Source organism: Nocardioides panzhihuensis, assembly GCF_013408335.1.
Lineage (GTDB): Bacteria > Actinomycetota > Actinomycetes > Propionibacteriales > Nocardioidaceae > Nocardioides > Nocardioides panzhihuensis.
Genome location: NZ_JACBZR010000001.1, coordinates 3738731 through 3756884, shown reverse-complemented (window position 1 = coordinate 3756884; position 18154 = coordinate 3738731). Strand labels below are relative to the sequence as shown.

General features: G+C 66.1%; 19 protein-coding genes. 17 read left to right on the top strand and 2 right to left on the bottom strand.

Translation table 11 applies throughout. From position 1 onward, the window contains the following. Nucleotides 1-6: 6 nt before the first annotated feature. From BJ988_RS17780 to BJ988_RS17750, 7 genes are read left to right on the top strand one after another with little or no spacing between them, the layout of a single operon-like run. Nucleotides 7-786 (top strand): alpha/beta fold hydrolase, encoded by a 780-nt coding sequence (locus tag BJ988_RS17780; RefSeq protein ID WP_179659218.1) that lies wholly within the window; start codon nt 7-9, stop codon nt 784-786. After that, a complete protein-coding gene (gene hisD / locus BJ988_RS17775; protein ID WP_179659216.1) occupies nt 779-2083 on the top strand; it encodes a histidinol dehydrogenase in 1305 nt (434 codons plus the stop codon). Before BJ988_RS17780 ends, hisD begins: the two co-directional genes overlap by 8 nt. After that, nucleotides 2080-2853 (top strand): SDR family NAD(P)-dependent oxidoreductase, encoded by a 774-nt coding sequence (locus BJ988_RS17770; RefSeq protein ID WP_179659214.1) that lies wholly within the window; start codon nt 2080-2082, stop codon nt 2851-2853. The genes hisD and BJ988_RS17770 overlap by 4 nt, the downstream gene beginning before the upstream one ends. Then, on the top strand, nt 2850-3767 hold the full coding sequence (locus BJ988_RS17765; protein WP_179659212.1) for an HpcH/HpaI aldolase family protein: 918 nt from the start codon (nt 2850-2852) through the stop codon (nt 3765-3767). The genes BJ988_RS17770 and BJ988_RS17765 overlap by 4 nt, the downstream gene beginning before the upstream one ends. Further along, complete coding sequence (locus BJ988_RS17760) at nt 3760-4731, top strand: nuclear transport factor 2 family protein (RefSeq protein WP_179659211.1); 972 nt, start codon at nt 3760-3762, stop codon at nt 4729-4731. The genes BJ988_RS17765 and BJ988_RS17760 overlap by 8 nt, the downstream gene beginning before the upstream one ends. Next, nucleotides 4728-5951: an ornithine--oxo-acid transaminase gene (gene rocD / locus BJ988_RS17755; protein ID WP_179659209.1), complete on the top strand. Its 1224-nt coding sequence runs from the start codon at nt 4728-4730 to the stop codon at nt 5949-5951. The genes BJ988_RS17760 and rocD overlap by 4 nt, the downstream gene beginning before the upstream one ends. Continuing rightward, on the top strand, nt 5948-7006 hold the full coding sequence (locus tag BJ988_RS17750) for a nuclear transport factor 2 family protein (protein ID WP_179659207.1): 1059 nt from the start codon (nt 5948-5950) through the stop codon (nt 7004-7006). The genes rocD and BJ988_RS17750 overlap by 4 nt, the downstream gene beginning before the upstream one ends. A gap of 117 nt (nt 7007-7123) precedes the next feature. Here BJ988_RS17750 and BJ988_RS17745 read toward each other — a convergent pair whose 3' ends face one another. Further along, complete coding sequence (locus tag BJ988_RS17745; RefSeq protein WP_179659205.1) at nt 7124-8158, bottom strand: ester cyclase; 1035 nt, start codon at nt 8156-8158, stop codon at nt 7124-7126. 197 nt (nt 8159-8355) lie between these two features. Here BJ988_RS17745 and BJ988_RS17740 point away from each other — a divergent pair, with 197 nt between their 5' ends. The 5 genes from BJ988_RS17740 to BJ988_RS17720 all read left to right on the top strand — a co-directional run bounded on the left by BJ988_RS17740 (nt 8356) and on the right by BJ988_RS17720 (nt 12587). Beyond that, complete coding sequence (locus tag BJ988_RS17740; protein ID WP_179659204.1) at nt 8356-9351, top strand: LacI family DNA-binding transcriptional regulator; 996 nt, start codon at nt 8356-8358, stop codon at nt 9349-9351. Between the two features lie 118 nt (nt 9352-9469). Further along, nucleotides 9470-10774 (top strand): ABC transporter substrate-binding protein, encoded by a 1305-nt coding sequence (locus BJ988_RS17735; protein WP_179659203.1) that lies wholly within the window; start codon nt 9470-9472, stop codon nt 10772-10774. 39 nt (nt 10775-10813) lie between these two features. Then, complete coding sequence (locus tag BJ988_RS17730; protein WP_179659202.1) at nt 10814-11686, top strand: carbohydrate ABC transporter permease; 873 nt, start codon at nt 10814-10816, stop codon at nt 11684-11686. Beyond that, complete coding sequence (locus BJ988_RS17725) at nt 11683-11973, top strand: hypothetical protein (protein WP_179659201.1); 291 nt, start codon at nt 11683-11685, stop codon at nt 11971-11973. The genes BJ988_RS17730 and BJ988_RS17725 overlap by 4 nt, the downstream gene beginning before the upstream one ends. Further along, nucleotides 11970-12587, top strand: a complete 618-nt coding sequence (locus BJ988_RS17720; RefSeq protein ID WP_179659200.1) for a carbohydrate ABC transporter permease — start codon at nt 11970-11972, stop codon at nt 12585-12587. The genes BJ988_RS17725 and BJ988_RS17720 overlap by 4 nt, the downstream gene beginning before the upstream one ends. Nucleotides 12588-12648: 61 nt before the next feature. On the opposite strand, the gene BJ988_RS17715 is transcribed toward BJ988_RS17720, so the two are convergent. Then, complete coding sequence (locus tag BJ988_RS17715) at nt 12649-13131, bottom strand: cobalamin B12-binding domain-containing protein (RefSeq protein WP_179659199.1); 483 nt, start codon at nt 13129-13131, stop codon at nt 12649-12651. Nucleotides 13132-13172: 41 nt separating this feature from the next. On the opposite strand from BJ988_RS17715, the gene BJ988_RS17710 reads away from it, so the two are divergent. The 5 genes from BJ988_RS17710 to BJ988_RS17690 all read left to right on the top strand — a co-directional run bounded on the left by BJ988_RS17710 (nt 13173) and on the right by BJ988_RS17690 (nt 18136). Continuing rightward, on the top strand, nt 13173-13409 hold the full coding sequence (locus BJ988_RS17710) for a hypothetical protein (protein ID WP_179659198.1): 237 nt from the start codon (nt 13173-13175) through the stop codon (nt 13407-13409). An 835-nt stretch (nt 13410-14244) separates the two neighbouring features. Next, nucleotides 14245-15396, top strand: a complete 1152-nt coding sequence (locus BJ988_RS17705; protein ID WP_179659197.1) for an extracellular solute-binding protein — start codon at nt 14245-14247, stop codon at nt 15394-15396. Between the two features lie 63 nt (nt 15397-15459). Beyond that, nucleotides 15460-16323, top strand: coding sequence for an ABC transporter permease subunit (locus tag BJ988_RS17700; RefSeq protein ID WP_179659196.1), 864 nt, complete (start codon nt 15460-15462; stop codon nt 16321-16323). Further along, complete coding sequence (locus tag BJ988_RS17695) at nt 16320-17216, top strand: carbohydrate ABC transporter permease (RefSeq protein WP_179659195.1); 897 nt, start codon at nt 16320-16322, stop codon at nt 17214-17216. Before BJ988_RS17700 ends, BJ988_RS17695 begins: the two co-directional genes overlap by 4 nt. Next, nucleotides 17216-18136, top strand: coding sequence for an ester cyclase (locus BJ988_RS17690; RefSeq protein WP_179659194.1), 921 nt, complete (start codon nt 17216-17218; stop codon nt 18134-18136). Before BJ988_RS17695 ends, BJ988_RS17690 begins: the two co-directional genes overlap by 1 nt. Nucleotides 18137-18154: the final 18 nt, after the last annotated feature.

Below are 18154 nucleotides of genomic sequence, written 5' to 3'. Positions count from 1 at the left end.
CTGTTCATGGACGACGGCTCGGACGGCATGACCTGGCTGCGCCTGCCAGGCATGCTCTGCACCTCTGAGGTGTTCACGGCGATGGACCCTTGGCTCGAGGTGGGGGAGTGTCGCGACCTGGACCTGTCCGGCCGCTCGTTGGCCGATGCCGCCCGGGACCTGCTGCTGGAAGTGGAGTGGGTCCCGGGGCCGGTGGGCGTGATCGGCCTCTCGCTCGGTGCCATCGTCACGATGGCCGCGGCAGCGCAGGAGCCGGACGCGCTTGCGGCCATGGTGCTGGTCTCGACGAACGCCCGCTCCTCGCGGGCCGACCAGCGCGCTGCCTGGGACGCCTCCGCGCAGCGGGTGCGCGAAGGACGTTTCGACCAGGTCGTCAAGGACCACGCCATCACCATGTGGGCTCCCGAGGGGGCTACGGTCCCTCGGGTCGACCGGGCCGTCGCCATGGCTGAGGCGGTCGGAGCGGACCGCTATCTCGACCAGCTCGCCGTCCAGCACAGTCGAGGCGACGTCCGGCCGGCGCTCGAGGTCGTGCCGACGCCCACCCTCGTCGTGGCGGGGGAGCGAGACCTCCTCTGCCAGGTCGAGCGGCACGAGGAGATTGCGGCGGCGTTGCCGTCGTCCACCCTTCGAGTTCTGCCCGGACTCGGCCATCTCCTCACCATCGAGGACCCCATCGGTGCGGCCACGACGATCAATGCGTGGTGGCACGAGACAGCACCCGTCGCAGCCTCACCATCACTGACGACCCCTGCCCCAACCACACGGAGAGCCCGAAATGACTGAAGTCCTGAAGTCCGCGAACCCGACCATCCACGCCGGAACCAGCACCGTCGAGGTGCGGAAGGCCGTCGAGTCGATCATCAGCGACATCCGCGAGCGCGGTGACGACGCGGTGCGCGACTACTCCGAGAAGTTCGACAGCTGGACGCCCTCGTCGTTCCGGCTCAGCGAGTCGCAGATCGAGAAGATCGTGGCCGGTGTACCCGCCCAGGTCATCGACGACATCCGCTTCGTCCAGGAGCAGGTGCGCACCTTCGCCACCGCTCAGCGCGAGTCGATGCGCGACGTCGAGATCACCACGCTTCCCGGCGTGACCCTCGGCCACCGCCATGTGCCGGTAGCCGCCGCGGGCGCGTACATCCCAGGTGGCCGGTATCCGCTGACCGCCTCCGCCCACATGACCATCATCACCGCGAAGGTCGCCGGCGTGGAGCGGGTGGTCGCCTGCACGCCGCCGATCCGCGGCGAGATCCCGGCGGCGACCGTCGCAGCTGCCCACCTCGCGGGTGCCGACGAGATCTACCTGCTCGGTGGCGTCCAGGCAGTGACCGCCATGGCGGTCGGCACGCCGAGCATGAAGCGCGTCGACCTGATCGCCGGCCCCGGCAACGCGTACGTCGCCGAGGCCAAGCGTCAGCTGTTCGGGGAGGTCGGCATCGACCTGTTCGCCGGTCCGACGGAGATCCTGGTGATCGCCGACGATGACGCCGACCCGTTCGTGGTCGCTGTCGACCTGCTCAGCCAGGCCGAGCACGGCCCCGACTCCCCGGCGGTGCTGATCACGACCAGCGAGCGCGTCGCGCGCGAGGCGATGGACCACATCGACCGGCTGCTCCCGGAGATGCCGACCCGCGACTTCGCCGAGCCGGCCTGGCGCGACCACGGTGAGGTCCACGTGGTGGGTTCCCTGGAGGAGGCGTACGCCCTCGCGGACACCTTCGCCTCCGAGCATGTCGAGGTGCTGACCGCCGAGCCGAGGAAGGCGCTGGACCTGATGCGCGACTACGGCGCACTGTTCCTGGGCGAGGGCACCTGCGTCTCCTACGGCGACAAGGTGATCGGCACCAACCACGTGCTGCCCACGAAGGGAGCCGCACGCTACACCGGCGGCCTGTGGGTCGGTAAGTACCTCAAGACCGTCACCTACCAGGAGGTCAGCGACCCCGCGTCCTCGGCGTTGCTCGGCGAGGTCTGTGGACGCGCCAGCCGCGTGGAGCTCTTCGAGGGCCACGCCAGGTCCGGCGACGTCCGCGCCGCGAAGTACGGCGAGGGCTCGTTGCCCTGGGCGCCCGAACGATGAGCGGGACGTTCGCGGGGCGCACCGCGCTGGTCTCCGGTGCGGGGAACGGCCTCGGCCAGGCGATGGCGCGGCGACTGTACGCAGCAGGAGCTCGGCTGATCCTGGTCGGCCGCGACCTGAGCAAGCTCGAGGCGGCACGCCAACAGATCGAGGCCCCGGCGGACCGGTGCCGGATCGAGACATGTGACGTCGCCGATCCGGGGTCAGTGGCGGAGCTCGCCGAGACGCTCCACGACGAGCAGATCAGCATCCTGGTCAACAATGCCGGTGTTCCCGGGCCGGTGGCGGATCTGGTCGACATCGATCCCGACGACTGGGACGCGGTCTTCGCGACCAACGTGCGTGGGGTGTTCCTGATGTGTCAGGCGTTCCTGCCGCCGATGATCGCGGCGGGTGCTGGCGACATCGTCAACGTGGCGTCGGTCAGTGGCAAGCGCCCGCTGGCGCGGCGTACGCCGTACTGCGCTTCGAAGATGGCCGTGATCGGCCTGACCACGACCCTGGCGGCGGAGACCGGGCCGTTCGGGGTGCGGGTGAACACCCTCTCGCCGGGGCCGGTGAAGGGTCCGCGCATGGAGCGCAACTTCCGTCTGGAGGCCGAGCGCACCGGTGTCAGCCGCGACGAGGCCGAGCAGGCGTTCGTCGGCCGCTCGGCGCTCGGGCGGATGGTGGAGGAGGACGAGGTCGGCCAGGCGCTCGTCGCCATGCTGCAGATGCCGGGCCTGACGGCCGCGGACATCGACCTGTCGGCGGGGATGGTGGCCCGATGAACCGCGAGGAGAACGTGCCGCTCAAGCAGCGGATGGCTCGCGGCGAGCGGCTGCTCGGCATCTTGGTGCGCACGCCGGCGACGATGCTGATCGACATGGCCGGTCACAACGGCTACGACTTCGTCCTTCTCGACACCGAGCACGGATTCGCCGACCAGCAGGTGCTGGCCGACCATGTTGTCGCCGCCCGCGCGGTCGGTCTGCCGACCATCGTCCGGATCGGTGGTGGCGAGGCCGCGCTGGCGCTGCGGGTCCTCGATGCAGGCGCTGAAGGAATCGTCGTTCCGCATGTCCAGTCGGCTGAGCAAGCCGTCGATGCGGTCCGTGCGGCCCACTACCCCCCGCTGGGGGATCGCGGGTTCGCGACCTATACGCCGGCAGGTCGGTGGGGGAAGGCCGCGGGGTCGGAGCACGCAGCCGACGCGGCTCGGCGCACCGTGGTGGTCGCCATGGTCGAGGACGCCCAAGGCGTCGAGAACGCCGGGGCCATCGCGGGCACCGAAGGGGTCGATGCGCTCTGGGTTGGCCTCAGTGACCTGGGGGCCACCCTCGGGTACGACGCCGGCGCCGCTGACGTGGCGTGTCGTCAGGTGTGGGCGGCCGCGCAGGAGGCCGGCGCGCCGGTTCTCGCGCTGGCATCGGATGCGAAGGGCGTCGGCGCCGCGTTCGACAGCGGTGCTCAGCTGGTCGTGCTCAACGCCCAGGCCGCGATCGACCGCTGCCTCGGCGACTGGGCGCAGGCGGGCGCCACATACATTTCCCACCCGAACGAGTCCCACCCGAACGAGTCCCACCCGAACGAGTCCCACCCGAACGAGTCCCACCCGAACGAGTCCCACCCGAACGAGTCCCACCCGAACGAGTCCCACCGAACGAGTCCCACCCGAACGAGAGCTAGGAATGTCAATGGCTGAAACACACGCGACCACCTCGATGGCGGGCTACCCCTACGTGGACATCGTCGACTTCGTCGAGCGGACGACCTACCAGATCTGGAACGACAAGCAGCCCGAGCTGGTGCCCAACTGGTACCTGCCCGGCACGATCATCTGGACCGACGGCGGTGACATGGTCGGAGAGGCCGTCGTCACCCGGGACACGATCGACCGCCGTCGTGGATTCTCCGACTACTACGGAATCATCGACGACACCATCTGGACCGGCGACGACGAGCGGGGCTACCGCACCTCGATGCGGTGGATCGCACGTGGGACGCACGACGGTGTCAGCAGCCTGGGGGAGCCGACCGGGCGCAAGCTCGTGAACAGCTCGATCTCGAACTGCATCGTCGTCGGGGACCAGTACGTCGAGGAGTGGGCCGCCGGCAACGGGAAGGCCTTCGTGGAGCAGCTCGGGTTCTCGCTCGAGGAATCGGTGGCCAACAACCGCCGGTCCAAGATGCCTCTCGGAGACGAGGCCGCCGCCACGACCAAGAGCTTCGGAGCGACGGTTCCCGCGATGCCTGGGGTGATCGACGGCGCCGGCGCGGTGGTGCGGGAGGTGCTCGATGGTCTCTACAACCGTCGCGACCTCACGGTCGCGGACCGCCACTACGCGCCGGGCGCGCCGTACTCCTTCGGCACGACCCGTCTCGGCTTCGGGCCGGAGGGCGCGAAGGCGGAGGTGCAGCGCTGGCTGGACCTGCTGCCCGATCTGCGTCTGGAGCTCGACGAGCTCTACTGGAACGACGACAGCCCGCAGCGTTCGAGGGTGGCGGTCCGCTACCGCGTGACCGGGACCGCGACGAACGCTGCCGGAGAGGAGCGTCCGGTGTCGGTCATGTGCCTGCACCACATCCATGTCCGAGGCGATCTGGTCACGGCCGAGTGGGTTGAGTACAACGAGGTCGCTCTGCTCGCGCAGGTCGGTGCTCGTTGACGTCGCCCATAGCGCTCGAGGAGCGACACGGCGCCCACAACTACCATCCGCTCGACGTGGTGCTCTCCCACGGTGAAGGTGCGTGGGTCACCGACGCGGACGGACGGCGCTACCTCGACTGCCTCGCCGGCTACTCATCGCTCAACTTCGGACATCGTCACCCCGCGCTCGTCGCGGCCACCCAGGCTCAGCTGGAGCGGATCACCCTGACCAGCAGGGCGTTCCACCACGACCAGCTGGGGCACTTCTGTGCGGAGCTGGCCGAGATGGCGGGCAAGGACATGGTGCTGCCGATGAACACCGGTGCCGAGGCTGTCGAGAGCGCGATCAAGGTGGCGCGGAAGTGGGGCTACGAGGTCAAGGGCGTCCCCGTCGACCGGGCCACGATCGTCGTCGCCGACGGCAACTTCCACGGCCGCACCACGACCATCGTCGGGTTCTCCACCGACCCGCAGGCGAAGTCCGGGTTCGGCCCCTTCGCCGGCGGGTTTCGCCAGGTGGCGTTCGGTGATTCCGACGCGATGGCCGCCGCGATCGACGAGACCACAGTGGCCGTCCTGATCGAACCGATCCAGGGCGAGGCCGGTGTGGTGGTCCCGCCGGAGGGCTACCTGGCCGACGTACGCCGCCTCTGCGACGAGCACGGCGCCCTGCTGATCGCCGATGAGATCCAGTCGGGCCTCGGCCGTACCGGAGCGACCTTTGCCTGCGACCTGTGGGACGTGTCGCCTGACGTCTATCTGCTCGGCAAGGCGTTGGGCGGTGGGATCATGCCCGTCGCGGCAGTCATCGCGGACGCGTCCGTGCTCGCGGTGCTGCGGCCGGGGGACCACGGCAGCACCTTCGGCGGCAACCCGCTGGCCTGTGCGGTCGGCCGGGCCGTCATCGAGCTGCTCGCCGACGGCACCTACCAACAACGCGCTGCGAGCGTCGGCGCCCACCTGCACCGCCGGCTGGCGGGTCTGGTTGGCTCCGGAGTGATCGCCACCCGGGGCGTCGGCTTGTGGGCCGGCGTCGACATTGATCCCGCGGTCGCCACCGGCAGGCAGGTCTGTGAGGACCTGGCCGCGCTCGGCGTACTGGCGAAGGACACCCACGGCAGCACCATCCGGCTCGCGCCGCCACTCACCGTCACCGAGACCGAGATCGACTTCGTCGTCGACAGTCTCGCGGACGTGGTGGCGCGTCGAGCATCAACCGAAGTGGAGGCACACGCATGAGCTCGCACGAAGAAGACAAGCAGCTGGTCACCCGCATGCTGCACGCACTCGCGGCCGCCGCGCCGGGCGCGAGCCGAGCGGTGCTCGCGGAGCACTGCCACCCGGAGGCCACCTTCGAGGTCTTCCATCCGTTCAACACCTTGAACGGAGTGGACGAAGCCGCTGAAGGGTTCTTCGAACCCCTGCGTGCCTCGTTCCCCGACTACGAGCAGCGGATCGGGATCGCGATCGCCGACACGTACGAGGGCCGCGATGTCGTCTCGACGCTCGGTCACGTGCTCGGCACGCTGGCCGCGCCGTGGTGCGGGATCCCGGCGACGCACGGCCTGACGTACCTCCGGTTCGGTACGAACGCGGTTGTCGTCGACGGTCGGATCGCCAAGCTCTACATCCTCCTCGACGTCGTCGACGTGATGCGCCAGGCCGGCTACTACCCGTTCCGCCAGATGCCCGGCAGCGCCGAGCAGTGGCCTCTTCCCCCGATCGACACCGGTGCAACTGGTGCGACCGTCGACAACGTACGTGGTGCGACGACGATGCTGATCGTGCGGGAGATGCAGGACGGCCTGGGCGACGGTGAGGACCTCGCCGAGCACGTCGCCACGGTCGAGCACAGCCCGCACTGGCACTGCAACATGAATTGGTACGGCCCGGCGGGCATCGGGTCGACCCGAGGTCAACGAGGATTCGACGACTATCACGGGGCCCTGTTCATCCAAGCGTTCCCCGACAGGACCGGATTCGAGCGGGTCGAGGGCGGCGCCGAGGATGCGCCGGGTCATTACATCCAGGCGGGCGACGGGCTGTTCGGGGTCACCGGCGGCTGGCCTTCGCTGCACGGCCACCACACCGGCGGCCAGTGGCTGGGTCTGCCTCCCACCGGGCGGCGCATCGAGATGCGGGTCGCTGACTGGTATCGCCTCGACGACCAGAACAAGATCATCGACAACTGGGTCATGATCGACACCCTGCACATTGCGCAGCAGATGGGGTACGACGTCCTCGACGATCTGACCTACTTGGTCGACCGGGCGAAGCCCCGCTGGGTCGTCTGAGAGCAGCGACGGTCGCTGCAGACGACTCGTCCACCGCTACCGATCTCCGGCGCCGACGGCCACCTCCTGGTGACCGACGGCGCCGGAGATCGGCGTCTCAGCCCGGATCCGGTCAGGTCAGGAACCGGCAGTGGTCGACCGCAGGCGGCCCTGCTCGATCTGGATGGCGAGCGCGAGCTCGTCGTACACCCGGAACTCGCGGACGATCCTGCCGTGCTCGAGGACGAGCTGTGAAGCGCCGAGCAGCTGGATCGGCAGTCCCGTCGCCGGCCCGAAGACGTCGTAGCCGGAGTAGGTCCCCTCGAGCAGCCACACCACGGCGGCTCGCTGCCCCCGCTGCGGGTGGTCGTCGATGCAGACATCGAGGATCCGCTGCTGCGCGTCAGGGAAGGCGGCCAGCATGTCGAGAGTCTCGGTCGAGACCTGTCGCAGTCCCTGCAACGTGCGACCGCGCGAGGTGTGGAGCACGACGTCGCGGTCGTAGAAGTCACTGATCCGGTCGAGCCGGCGGGCGTTCCACATCTGGTCGAACATCTCGACGATGCGTTGACCTTCGGCAGGGGCGGTCTCGGAGTCGCGTACGCCGGAGACCCCGGTCCGGATCGGATCCTCGGGAAGGTCACCGAGCTCGAGCGGCTGCCAGTCGCCACGCTCAGCGAACCGGCGGGCAACCTCATGTGGGTCGTGGCCGAGATCCGTCACGAGTCGATGTTCGTCGCGAACCACCCACTCCTCGATGATCTTGCCGTCCTTCACCAGGCAATGAGCCAGAGCTCGCTTCTCGAAGTGACGGCCGGAGGGAGGGCCATAGCTGGTCCATCCGGTGTTCGTGCCCGTGCTGTAGACGCGGTGGGAGGAGATGAACGACTGTGACCCACGCGGCTCCCAGACCACGTCTTCGCCGAACCCCACCTCGTCGGGGTAGGACGCGATGCTCTGGGTGGTCCCCGCGAGCACGGGCGCCAGGCCAACGGAGGTGCCGAACGCGCCGTGGATGCGTACCTCGGGGTCGTAGTAGGCGGTGTCGATCAGGCCGACGCCGCGATCGACCCAGATCTCGTCGGTGCACCGCAGGATGTATTCCTCGACGCTGGCGAACGGGCGGTGAGCGGACGGGTCCAGAGTGGGCTCGGGGGCCCCTACGTGTGGCATGATCGGATAATCATACGTATGCACTCGACTGTCAAGAGGGTGAGCTTCGTCCTGTCGCTTGACGCCTTCATCGGCGCTCATGAGACACGCGAAGGATCGCTGTTCGGGACGCAACGTGTCTGGCACACGTATTCTCATCGCCGAGACTGCCGATCGCGACAGTCCGTGCGAAGGACCGAAACCGGTAGGAGTGGACGATGGCCGTCACAAGTCATGACGTCGCCAGGCTCGCGGGCGTTTCTCAGGCGACCGTATCGAGGGCGTTGCGGAATGACCATCGTGTCTCGGCGGCGACCAGGGCGAAGGTGGCCGAGGCCGCCCGCACGCTCGGCTATGTACGCAGCGAGGTCGGGCGCAGTCTTTCGACGCGATCGACCCATCAGATCGCGATGGTCGCGGACCTTGACAACGCGCTGTACCCCCGCCTGGTGGCCCCGGTGCACGACGCATTGATGGATCTGGGCTACCGGATGGTGGTGTTCGCCGAGCGGGGCGACGAGATGTCGGCGTACGAGCGGCTGCTCGACGGTTCGGTCGACGGGGCGATCCTCACCACGTCCGAGCTCCATTCCTCACTTCCCCACATGCTCCATGGGAAAGGGTTCCCGTTCGTCCAGATGAACCGTGTCAGCGCGCTGATCGATGCCGACAGCGTGACCGCGGACAACAGTGGTGGCGGGGCCGCGGTCGGGCGTCTGTTGCACGAATGCGGCCATCGACGTATCGGCGCGATCCTGGGGCCGGAACAGGCGAGCAGCTCGAGGGATCGAGAGGCTGGCTTCCGGGCCGCGCTCGACGAGTTCGGGCTCGACCTTCCGCCCCGCAGGGTCTCGCGCGGACGATTCGCCTATGAGGACGGAAGTGCCGGATTTCGGCGGATCATGACGCAGGCCGACCCGCCCACGGCCGTCTTCTGCGTCACCGACATCCTGGCCGTCGGGGCGCTCAACGAAGCCCGTCAGATGGGGCTCGAAGTGCCTGGCGATGTCGACATCGTAGGGTTCGATGACCTCGACGTGGCCGGATGGCCTTGCTTTCAGCTGACCACTGTCCGCGTCGACTTCGTGCTGATGGCGCGACTCGCCGCCCAGCGCATCGTCCAGAGGCTGTCGGGAGGCCCGTCGGTGGAAGCCGTTCACGAGACGGTGCCCACCGAGCTGGTGCGTCGGGCGACGCACGCTGCATCGAGCTGAACCGGACGTTCGATCCGCAATGAATACGGATGCAGTTTTGCGTTCTTTTCTATTGACAATTAGGTGACGAAGGCTAAGTATACGGATGCATAACCCAGACCTTGGAGGTCGAATCGTCATGGCAATCATCCGTTCGTTCAAACCCGCGGCCATCCTGTCCGTGGTTGCCCTCGTCTCCGTGGCCACTGCCTGCAGTGCCGGATCGCAGTCGGCCGGAAGCGACATCAAAGCGGTCGACTGCGACGTGTCGGGCGCCGGTAACGTCAAGGTCAGTCTCCTCTCCTACAACTCCTCGGCGACCGACCCCTTCTCGAACGCACTGGTGAAGAGCTGCTCCAAGGACGGCGTCGAGGTCAAGCACGCCCCGATCGACTTCGCCGGTCAGTATCAGAAGACCGCGACCACGCTCGCGGGCGGGCAGGGCACCTACGACATCATCGGGATGTACTCCGGCGCGGTGCCCGGCTATGCCAGCACCGAGAAGCTGATGCCGCTCGGTGACCTGTTCGACAAGTACGCCGACGAGTACGGTCTCGACGAGCTCGACCCGATCATGCTCGAGGGGATGTCGTACGACGGCGAGCTCTACGCCCTGCCGACGATGTCCAACGTCATGACGCTGGTCTACCGGGAGGACGTCTTCGAGGAGCTCGACCTCGAGCCGCCGACGACCTATGACGAGATGGTCACGGCGGCGGAGAAGATCCAGGACGCGGGCGAGATCAAGAGCCCGCTCGCGCTTCCGCTCGCCGACAACTCCTCCACCATGTTCGAGCAGCTGCTACGGGCCCAAGGTGGGGGATACCTCGACCCGAAGACCAAGAAGCCGGCGCTCGACACGCCTGAGGCGAAGACCGCCCTGCAGACCCTGGCGGACCTGCGTCCGTTGATGGATCCCGAGGTCGCCGCGTTCGACCAACCCCGTGTCCAGCAGCAGCTGATGAACGGCAAGGCCGCGATGGCGATCATGTACTCGGGGCGGATGGCGGATCTGAGCAACCCCAAGCTCACGCCCTATGCCGAGAACTTCGCCTTCGCCGCTCCGCCGGCGCTCGAGAAGGGCGGCCCGATCGCGTCCACGGTTTCGGTCGACGGATGGTCGATCCCGGCGAACACCGACATCGATGCGGACCTGCTGTTCCGCATGATGGCGGCATCCGTCAGTGCCGAGGCGTCGAGCCAGGCCGTGCCCGCAGCCTTCCCCGCCCGTGAGGGCATCGCTACCGAAGAGAACACGCGGTACGCAGCGGCTGTCCAGGAGGCACTGGCCGGTGGTGCGGCGACTCCGCCGATGGAGACTTGGCTCGGCAACATGCAGAACGCGACCTCGCCGCTGCTGCTGCAGGCCATCATCGGACAGACCTCCGTCGACGAGGCGCTCGCTGCGAGCACGGCGTCGGCCGAGAAGGCACTCACCGACTGATCGTCGGCGTCGATCCCTGTTCACAGATAGGAGGCACGGATGAAACGCAGGGACTTTGCGATCGGGGTCACCCCGAGCTTGATCATGATGGTGGCGCTGCTGGCGGTGCCGTTGGTCTACTCGATCGTCTGGAGCTTCCAGAGCGTCCAGTACGGGACGCCCGGGGAATGGATCGGGTTCGACAACTACCAGCGGGTGCTCACCGACTCGACCTTCCACACCGCGGTGTTCTTCACCGTGGGGTTCGCGGTGGTGCACACGGTGCTCGCGCTGGCCCTGGGGTACGGTCTCGCGCTGCTCATGCACCGTGCTCGGCGCGGGAAGTCGCTCTTCCTCGGGATCCTGCTGACGCCGTACGTGATCCCGGCGGTGATCGGTGCGACCGCGTTCTCGTGGCTCTTCGACGACAGCTTCGGGGGTCTCGTCAACCTCGGCATCGAGAGCCTCACCGGCCAGACCGTTCAGTGGTTCACGAGCACGTGGCCCAACCGTACGCTCGTGCTGATGGCGGCGACCTGGGCATCGCTGCCGTTCATGATGCTGGTGTTCCTCGGTGCCCTGAAGGGGGTCCCCGAGGAGCAGCTCGAGGCCGCGACCATCGACGGAGCCAACTGGTGGCAGCGACAGTGGCACGTCGTCATCCCCATGCTCGGCCCGATGGTCAGGTTCCTCACGCTCACCTCGATCATGGGCGGACTGGGGCTCTTCGACGCGCTCATTCCGCTCGCTCCGAACGCTCAGGCGGTCGGTAGCCAGTCGGTCAACCTCTATGTGTTCCAGAACGCGTTCGCTCGCGACCAGCAGAATCTCGGTCTCGGCAGTGCGGTAAACATCTTGATGTTGCTGGTCATGTTCGTCCTGATCGCGCCCTTCGTGCGGCAGGTCTACCGCGAAGTCAAGGAGGGGTCATGAGCAGCCAGATGACTGCGACGGACGACCTGATCGAATCGACGACTCCCGTGGTGGGGCCGCCGCGCAACCGTGGGCGGGACCGGCGTGAACGGCGAACCACGGTGCTGGTGACCGGGGCACTGGTCATCGTCACGCTGGCGATGGTGTTCCCGCTGATCTGGACCTTCATGTCGGCGACAAAGCCGCTGATCGACGCGTTCGCGTCCCGCCCAAGGTGTTTTACACCCCGACGCTCGACGCGTTCCGCAGCCTGTGGCTGGAGACCGACTTCTACAGGTTCGTCATGAACTCGGTTGTCGTCGGGGCGATCTCGGTCGTGGTCACGCTGCTGGTCGGCGCGCCGGCGGCGTACGCGTTGAGCCGGTTCGGAGGCGTGACCAGTGCCCTCATCCTCGCGGTCGCGCTGCTGTTCCGTGCGATCCCGGGGTTTGCCGTCATGCTGCCCTTCTACGACCTGATCACGCGGTTCGGGCTCTACGACACCCGCATCGGTCTGTCGATCGCCTTCATCGCCCTCGACATGCCGTTCACGATCTGGTTGTTGCGGAACTTCTTCGCCGCGATCCCCAACGAGCTCGACGAGGCGGCAATGATCGACGGTTGCACCAGGTGGGGCGCGTTCCGCAGGATCATCCTGCCTGTCATGGGCCCGGGCCTGGTGACCGCAAGCATCCTCACCTTTTTGATGGCCTTCCAGTCCTACATGCTGCCGGCCGTGCTCACCGACGTGGATGCCCAGACCGCACCGGTCTTCCTCGCCGCGCAGGTCGGCCAGTCGCTGCCGCAGTTGCAACAGGCGGCGGCCGGGATCGTGATCCTGACCATCCCGATCGTGTTCCTGGCACTCGCCGCTCAGCGGTACCTCGTCGCGGGTCTGACCAGCGGCTCCGTGAAGAGCTGACTCACCGGGAGGCCGGATACCGGTCGACGACGTTCGGCTCGCCGATGCGAGCTGAGCGTCGTCACCGCGTTCTGCTCGACTCCCCGGGCGGTAACGGCGGCGTCCGCGAGATCACGGTGGCCAGCGTCTTGGCGCCGGCCACGACGAGATCGGGGCGGCGGTCGCACAGGGCGGTGATCACCTCGTCGGCGCAGGGGATGTCGGCCGTGGTGGGGATCGCGAGCACGACGGCGGCGAGATCGGGATCGTCGACGACGCCGAGCCAGTCGTCGAGGGGAAGGTCGGCACCCAGGTAGTCGGTGTCCATGCCGCGGCGTCGGGCGGCGACGGCGAAGGCGAAGAGCCCGATCTCGTGCCGGGTGTGGGGAGCCAGCCCGAGGGTGATACGAGGGCCGTGACCATGGGTGGCCGCCGCCTCGTAGGCGACGGCGAGACGCCGCATCACCGCGTTCGACGCGAGATGCTCGCCGGCGACGCTGACCCGGCCGTCGGCCCAGGTGTCCCCGAGCTCTTCCAGGGGCGGGGGGAAGGGTGTCGGCGGCATCTGGCCGACCCGACCCGACCCGTCTCGGTGACCCCCGTTTCGTGAGGATGCTGGCGCAGGCGGCCGGCTTCCGCCGACGCGCCCGCCGGCTGCTCGCGACCGAAAGCGGCCCGGCCTGGGGACAGTTCCTGACGGACGGTGGCTTCACTGACGACGTCGTCAACCAGTTCGCGGTGCCGTTGGTCTCGTGCGTCATCGACGAGGTTGGTGGACGCCGCCAGGCGTTCGCGGTCGGCGGCGATCTCGTTTCGTATTCGCTGCCACGGCGGCCTGGCTGAGCCTGGCTGAGCACGGAGCCGATCCCGTGGCCAGTGCAGTTTGTCCAGATGGGTGCGCGGACGTCCTCTGTCTTTCGCGGCACGCAATTTCTTCCCGTCGCCCGCGATGATCAATCGGTCGCTGAACTGCGAGGATCGCGACCATAACCAGGCGGCGAGGACCTGCCGAGGTGATCGGGGATCGATCCGGGAGAACGTGGATCGGATCGTGAACGCCTCCGCAGGTGGATGGGTTCAGCGACCACCTCGGGGGGCCCGAATTTGCCCAAAATCTCTATGAGGCCATTGACTTTTCAGACAATGCATACGTATAAAGGACTGGATCCGATTCGGCAGTACTAACGACGACAGCGTCGCTATATGGCTGAGCGCATCATTGGATCGGCCTCGTGGGCTGAACGTGTGATGCGCTCAGTGGATATGTCGCGACAGGCGGGAGAGGGACCGGCCTCAGAAAGTTGCCCGGGCCCCGGAGTCATTGGCATCAAGTCGAGTGATTGCCGGTTCCAAGGTCAAACATGGATGGCCGTTCCGGAGAGGACTTCCAAGTGAGCATGCGTATGACCAACCCTGCTCTAGAGGCGAGAAGGCCGGTAAGATCGGTCCTCCGGAAGCAGCGCCCGATGAGCGTCCAGACGTCACGATCGAGCCAAGGAGGCTCCCAATGAACAGATGCTCCAAATACTCTGTACCGATCGCGACGGCCGCATCGCTCGTGCTGACGATGAGCGCATGTGGGGCAGGGTCCAAAGTGGCGGGTAGCAACGTGACATGCGTGGTCGACGCACCACAAGAGGCGACTACGACGGATCTGCTCGCGTATGGATCCCCGCCCATGGACCCCTTCATCGGCGCGATGGAGAACGGTTGCTCGAAGGTGGAGAACCTCACCGTGAAGCACAGCCCGGTGGACTTCAACGCCCAACTGGAGAAGGCGCAGCTCTCCCTGAGTCAAGACGAGGGAACCTACGACATCGTCGAGGTCTACAGCGGAACTCTCTCCCAGTACGCAGGCGAGGACTGGTTGTATCCCCTCGATGAGTTCTACGCAGAACACGGAGCGGAGTACGACCTTGATGACATCGATCCTGCGCTGCTCGAGTTCGCGCGGTACGAGGGCAAGATATATGTGCTCCCGATGATGGCTAACGTCCACGTCCTGACATATCGCAAGGACATCTTCGACGAGCTCGGTATCGAGCCTCCCGAGACCCTGGACGAGATGGCCCGAGCCGCGAAGACAATTCGGGATTCCGGAAAGATGGAACACCCGCTTGCGCTGACCTTCTCTGCGGACGCTGACATCACAACGGCCTACAACAACTCCCTGGCTTCTCTCGGTGGTGAATGGCTTGATGCCGACTCCGACAAGCCGCTCCTGACGTCGTCGGAATCGGTCGCTGCAGTGCAGTCTCTGCAGAAACTGGTGCCTTATCTGCCGCCAGACGCCATGAGTGCCAACTCGGTTGGTGTCTCAACGCAGATGCAGACTGGAGATGCGGCGATGACGATCATGTACACCGGTAGCACGGCTGAGATCGACAGCCCCGAGAAGTCGGAGTTCGCGGGTAAGTTCGGTTTTGCGGCGGCACCCTCTGTGGAGCCCGGGGGTGGCCCTTGGGCCACGCTAAACCTAGATGGCTTCTCAATTGCCAAGAATTCGCCGGTGGATCATGAGTTGCTGGCCCAAATTGGTGCAGCTGGCACTAGCGCTGACGCTGCCAAAGACGCCGGCCGACTCGCCTTTCCAGCTCGGGAGTCGGTGCGCGAGGATCCCGAGCTGAGGGCAGAGGCCCCCCACTGGGAAGCGGCTGAGGCAACGATCGAAGCCGGCGCGCATCCGTATCCGGCTAAGCCATACTTCGTGCCGCTTCAGGTCGCGGTGCGACCGTTCATCGCCGATGCTGTCAGCGGCCGGCTTCCGGTGAACGAAGCCCTGGAGCAGGCGCAGCGGGCTGCGGAGAAGACCATCGCCCAGTATCGGTAGTGCGTCCGTACTTCGGCGGACCGTGACGGCCCGCCTGCCGATCGCCTTCAGAAAGGGGCCACGGTGACGAGAAGAGAGTTCGCCTGGTTCGTCGGGCCGAGCGTCGCATTGATGTCCGGTCTCTTGGTGTTGCCCCTGGTCTTGACAGTGCTGTGGAGCTTCCAGGATGTCGGATACGGCGAGTTTGGGCGCTGGATCGGTCTTTCCAACTATTCTGAGGCTCTGTCTTCGTCGCGATTCCGTGCATCAGTTGTGGTGACGGTCGGCTTCACAATCGTGGTGGTCGCCGGTCAGATTGTCGTCGGATACATTCTTGCCCTCATGCTCAATCGGGTCCGCAGGGGACGGTCGCTGTTGCTGGGCATGCTGCTGGTGTCATTCGTTGTTCCTCAAGTCGTAGGCGCGTTGGTCTTCTCGTGGCTCTTCAACGACACCTTCGGCGGGTTGGTCAACTGGGCGATTTCTGAACTCGGTTGGCAGGTGAACTGGTTGACCTCTCCATGGGCGGCACGAAGTCTTGTCGTGACGCACGCGATGTGGCACGCCGTGGCGTTTCCCGTCCTGATCTTCCTCGCGGGTCTGCAGACCGTTCCTGTTGAGTACGAAGAGGCAGCCGATCTCGATGGTGCAAAATGGTGGCAGAAACAGTTCTTCGTCGTCATCCCGACCTTGTCGCGGTTCTTCACGTTCGTGGCGCTGATTGCGGTGATGGACGGACTCAGGATCTTCGATTCCATCCGCATGATCACCCCGAACGCACGTAACGTCGGAACCGAGACGGTGATGGTCTACGTCTACGAAGTGGCGCTTGGAGAATCTCAGAGGCTCGGCCTTGGAAGTGCGATCAGTGTCCTCACCGTTGTGGCCACGGTGGTCGTGCTCATGCCCTTCATTCGTCAGACCTACAAGGATGTGAGCCAGGGATGACGCTAGCGGACGAAGTGGCGAAGGCATCGCCGCAGTCAACGCAGACGCCTGCTCGGGGGAGACGACCGCATCGGTCGCGTCAGAGGTTCAATCCGTCGACCCCGATTCTGGTCCTGATAATACTTGCGAGTCTGGTTCCGTTTATCTGGGCGTTTCTGACCGCCATCAAGCCGTTCACCGCCGCGTTCACCTCGCCACCGACGTGGACCTTCGATCCCACGGTCAAGGCCTTCAGTGATCTCTATTACGGCACAGAGTTCGTCGCGGTCTTCATCAACACAATGATCGTCGCGGCTGCGGCCGTCATCGTTTCGCTGGCGATCGCTGCGCCTGCTGCGTACGGCCTGGCGCGATATGTCGGAAGCATCGGGGTCTGGCTGCTCGTCCTGGCGCTGGTGTTCCGTGCACTTCCACGGTTCGCGGTTGTGCTCCCGTTCTACGATGCGGCCCGGGCGCTCGGTCTGTATGACACCCGGACGATGCTGGTGATCGCGCTGGTGGCGATCAATCAGCCCTTCACCCTGTGGATGTTGCGCAACTTCTTCGCGGCCATCCCCAAAGAGCTTGACGAGTCCGCGATGGTTGACGGCTGCAACCGCTTTAAGGGCTTCGTATACGTCATCTTGCCCACAGCGACTCCGGGCCTGATGACAGCCGGAATCTTCACCTTCCTTCTTGCATACCAGGAGTATCTTGTGGCAGTAGCGCTAACTCAGACGGATGCGGTAACGCTCCCGGTGTTCGTCGCGTCGTTCGGCACGACCGAGGACGCCGGTCTCTACCAGGTGATCGCTGCCAGCAGCATTGCCCTGGCTGTCCCGATCGTGCTTCTTTCGCTCTTCGCGCAGCGCTATCTGGTTGCCGGTCTGACCGGAGGGGCGGTCAAGGGCTGATGAATGGTTTCACAGACGCCTGCGATTACATCGAGAAGGTCACGTACGCGATCTGGAACGGGCCGGAGCGCGACCCCGAGCTGGTGAGGCGCTACTACGGAGCTCAGACCCCGATCCACGCGGATGGAGGTGATCTGGTTGGAGCCGACCGCGTCTTGCAGAACACCGTCGCTCGGCTGAGGACCTTTCCCGACTTCGACGGGGTCATCGATGACACGATCTGGACCGGCGACGAGCACGACGGGTACCGAACATCGATGCGGTGGACGTGGACCGGCACCAACACCGGCGAGTCGGTCTTCGGCCCTCCCACGGGGAAGCGCGTGCGCTTCAGTGCGATCGCCAACTGCGTCGTACGCGGGGATCAGATCGTCGAGGAGTGGCTGAGCAGCAATCCGCTATCGCTCGCGCGGCAGCTCGGCGTCAGTGCTGATGTAGCTGGCATGCGGTGGAGCGATGCCAACCCGTCGACGGGCGCCGGGGCACGTCCGACCTGGGAGCCGAAGCTCGACGGCGCGGGTCTCACGGTCGCAGAGACACTCGTCGGCATCTTCAACGAGCGCGATGCCGAGATGGTTGCGAGGAATTACCGCGAGGATGCCGTCCAGCATCTCGGCACCGACCGGTCGAACTCGTCGGTTGCGGCCATTGCCCGTTGGTTCCAGCGGTGGCTGGACCGGTGCCCTGATCTCGTCTGCACCATCGACGACAGCTATTGGCGCCCCGAAGACGGCACCAATCCGGACCGAGTGGCAACGCAGTGGACGCTGCGGGGAGAGCACCGAGGGACACCGTTTCGGATCGCCTGCGTAAGCCACCACCACCTCCGCGATGGCCGGATCGTGGCTGAGTGGACCGAGTACGACGAGCTCGCGCTGCTCAGGCAGTGCGGGGACCTGATCCAGACCGAGCCCAACTGATGGTAACGCAGGTCGACC

Bases quoted from the DNA above. Each gene is read 5' to 3' on its own strand.
- BJ988_RS17760 (WP_179659211.1), top strand. From the start codon at position 3,760: ATGGCTGAAACACACGCGACCACCTCGATGGCGGGCTACCCCTACGTG.
- BJ988_RS17780 (WP_179659218.1), top strand. From the start codon at position 7: ATGGACGACGGCTCGGACGGCATGACCTGGCTGCGCCTGCCAGGCATG.
- hisD (WP_179659216.1), top strand. From the start codon at position 779: ATGACTGAAGTCCTGAAGTCCGCGAACCCGACCATCCACGCCGGAACC.
- BJ988_RS17725 (WP_179659201.1), top strand. From the start codon at position 11,683: ATGAGCAGCCAGATGACTGCGACGGACGACCTGATCGAATCGACGACT.
- BJ988_RS17745 (WP_179659205.1), bottom strand. From the start codon at position 8,158: ATGCCACACGTAGGGGCCCCCGAGCCCACTCTGGACCCGTCCGCTCAC.
- BJ988_RS17720 (WP_179659200.1), top strand. From the start codon at position 11,970: ATGAACTCGGTTGTCGTCGGGGCGATCTCGGTCGTGGTCACGCTGCTG.
- BJ988_RS17770 (WP_179659214.1), top strand. From the start codon at position 2,080: ATGAGCGGGACGTTCGCGGGGCGCACCGCGCTGGTCTCCGGTGCGGGG.
- BJ988_RS17695 (WP_179659195.1), top strand. From the start codon at position 16,320: ATGACGCTAGCGGACGAAGTGGCGAAGGCATCGCCGCAGTCAACGCAG.
- BJ988_RS17740 (WP_179659204.1), top strand. From the start codon at position 8,356: ATGGCCGTCACAAGTCATGACGTCGCCAGGCTCGCGGGCGTTTCTCAG.
- BJ988_RS17705 (WP_179659197.1), top strand. From the start codon at position 14,245: ATGGACCCCTTCATCGGCGCGATGGAGAACGGTTGCTCGAAGGTGGAG.
- BJ988_RS17715 (WP_179659199.1), bottom strand. From the start codon at position 13,131: ATGCCGCCGACACCCTTCCCCCCGCCCCTGGAAGAGCTCGGGGACACC.
- BJ988_RS17750 (WP_179659207.1), top strand. From the start codon at position 5,948: ATGAGCTCGCACGAAGAAGACAAGCAGCTGGTCACCCGCATGCTGCAC.
- BJ988_RS17690 (WP_179659194.1), top strand. From the start codon at position 17,216: ATGAATGGTTTCACAGACGCCTGCGATTACATCGAGAAGGTCACGTAC.
- BJ988_RS17735 (WP_179659203.1), top strand. From the start codon at position 9,470: ATGGCAATCATCCGTTCGTTCAAACCCGCGGCCATCCTGTCCGTGGTT.
- BJ988_RS17765 (WP_179659212.1), top strand. From the start codon at position 2,850: ATGAACCGCGAGGAGAACGTGCCGCTCAAGCAGCGGATGGCTCGCGGC.
- BJ988_RS17730 (WP_179659202.1), top strand. From the start codon at position 10,814: ATGAAACGCAGGGACTTTGCGATCGGGGTCACCCCGAGCTTGATCATG.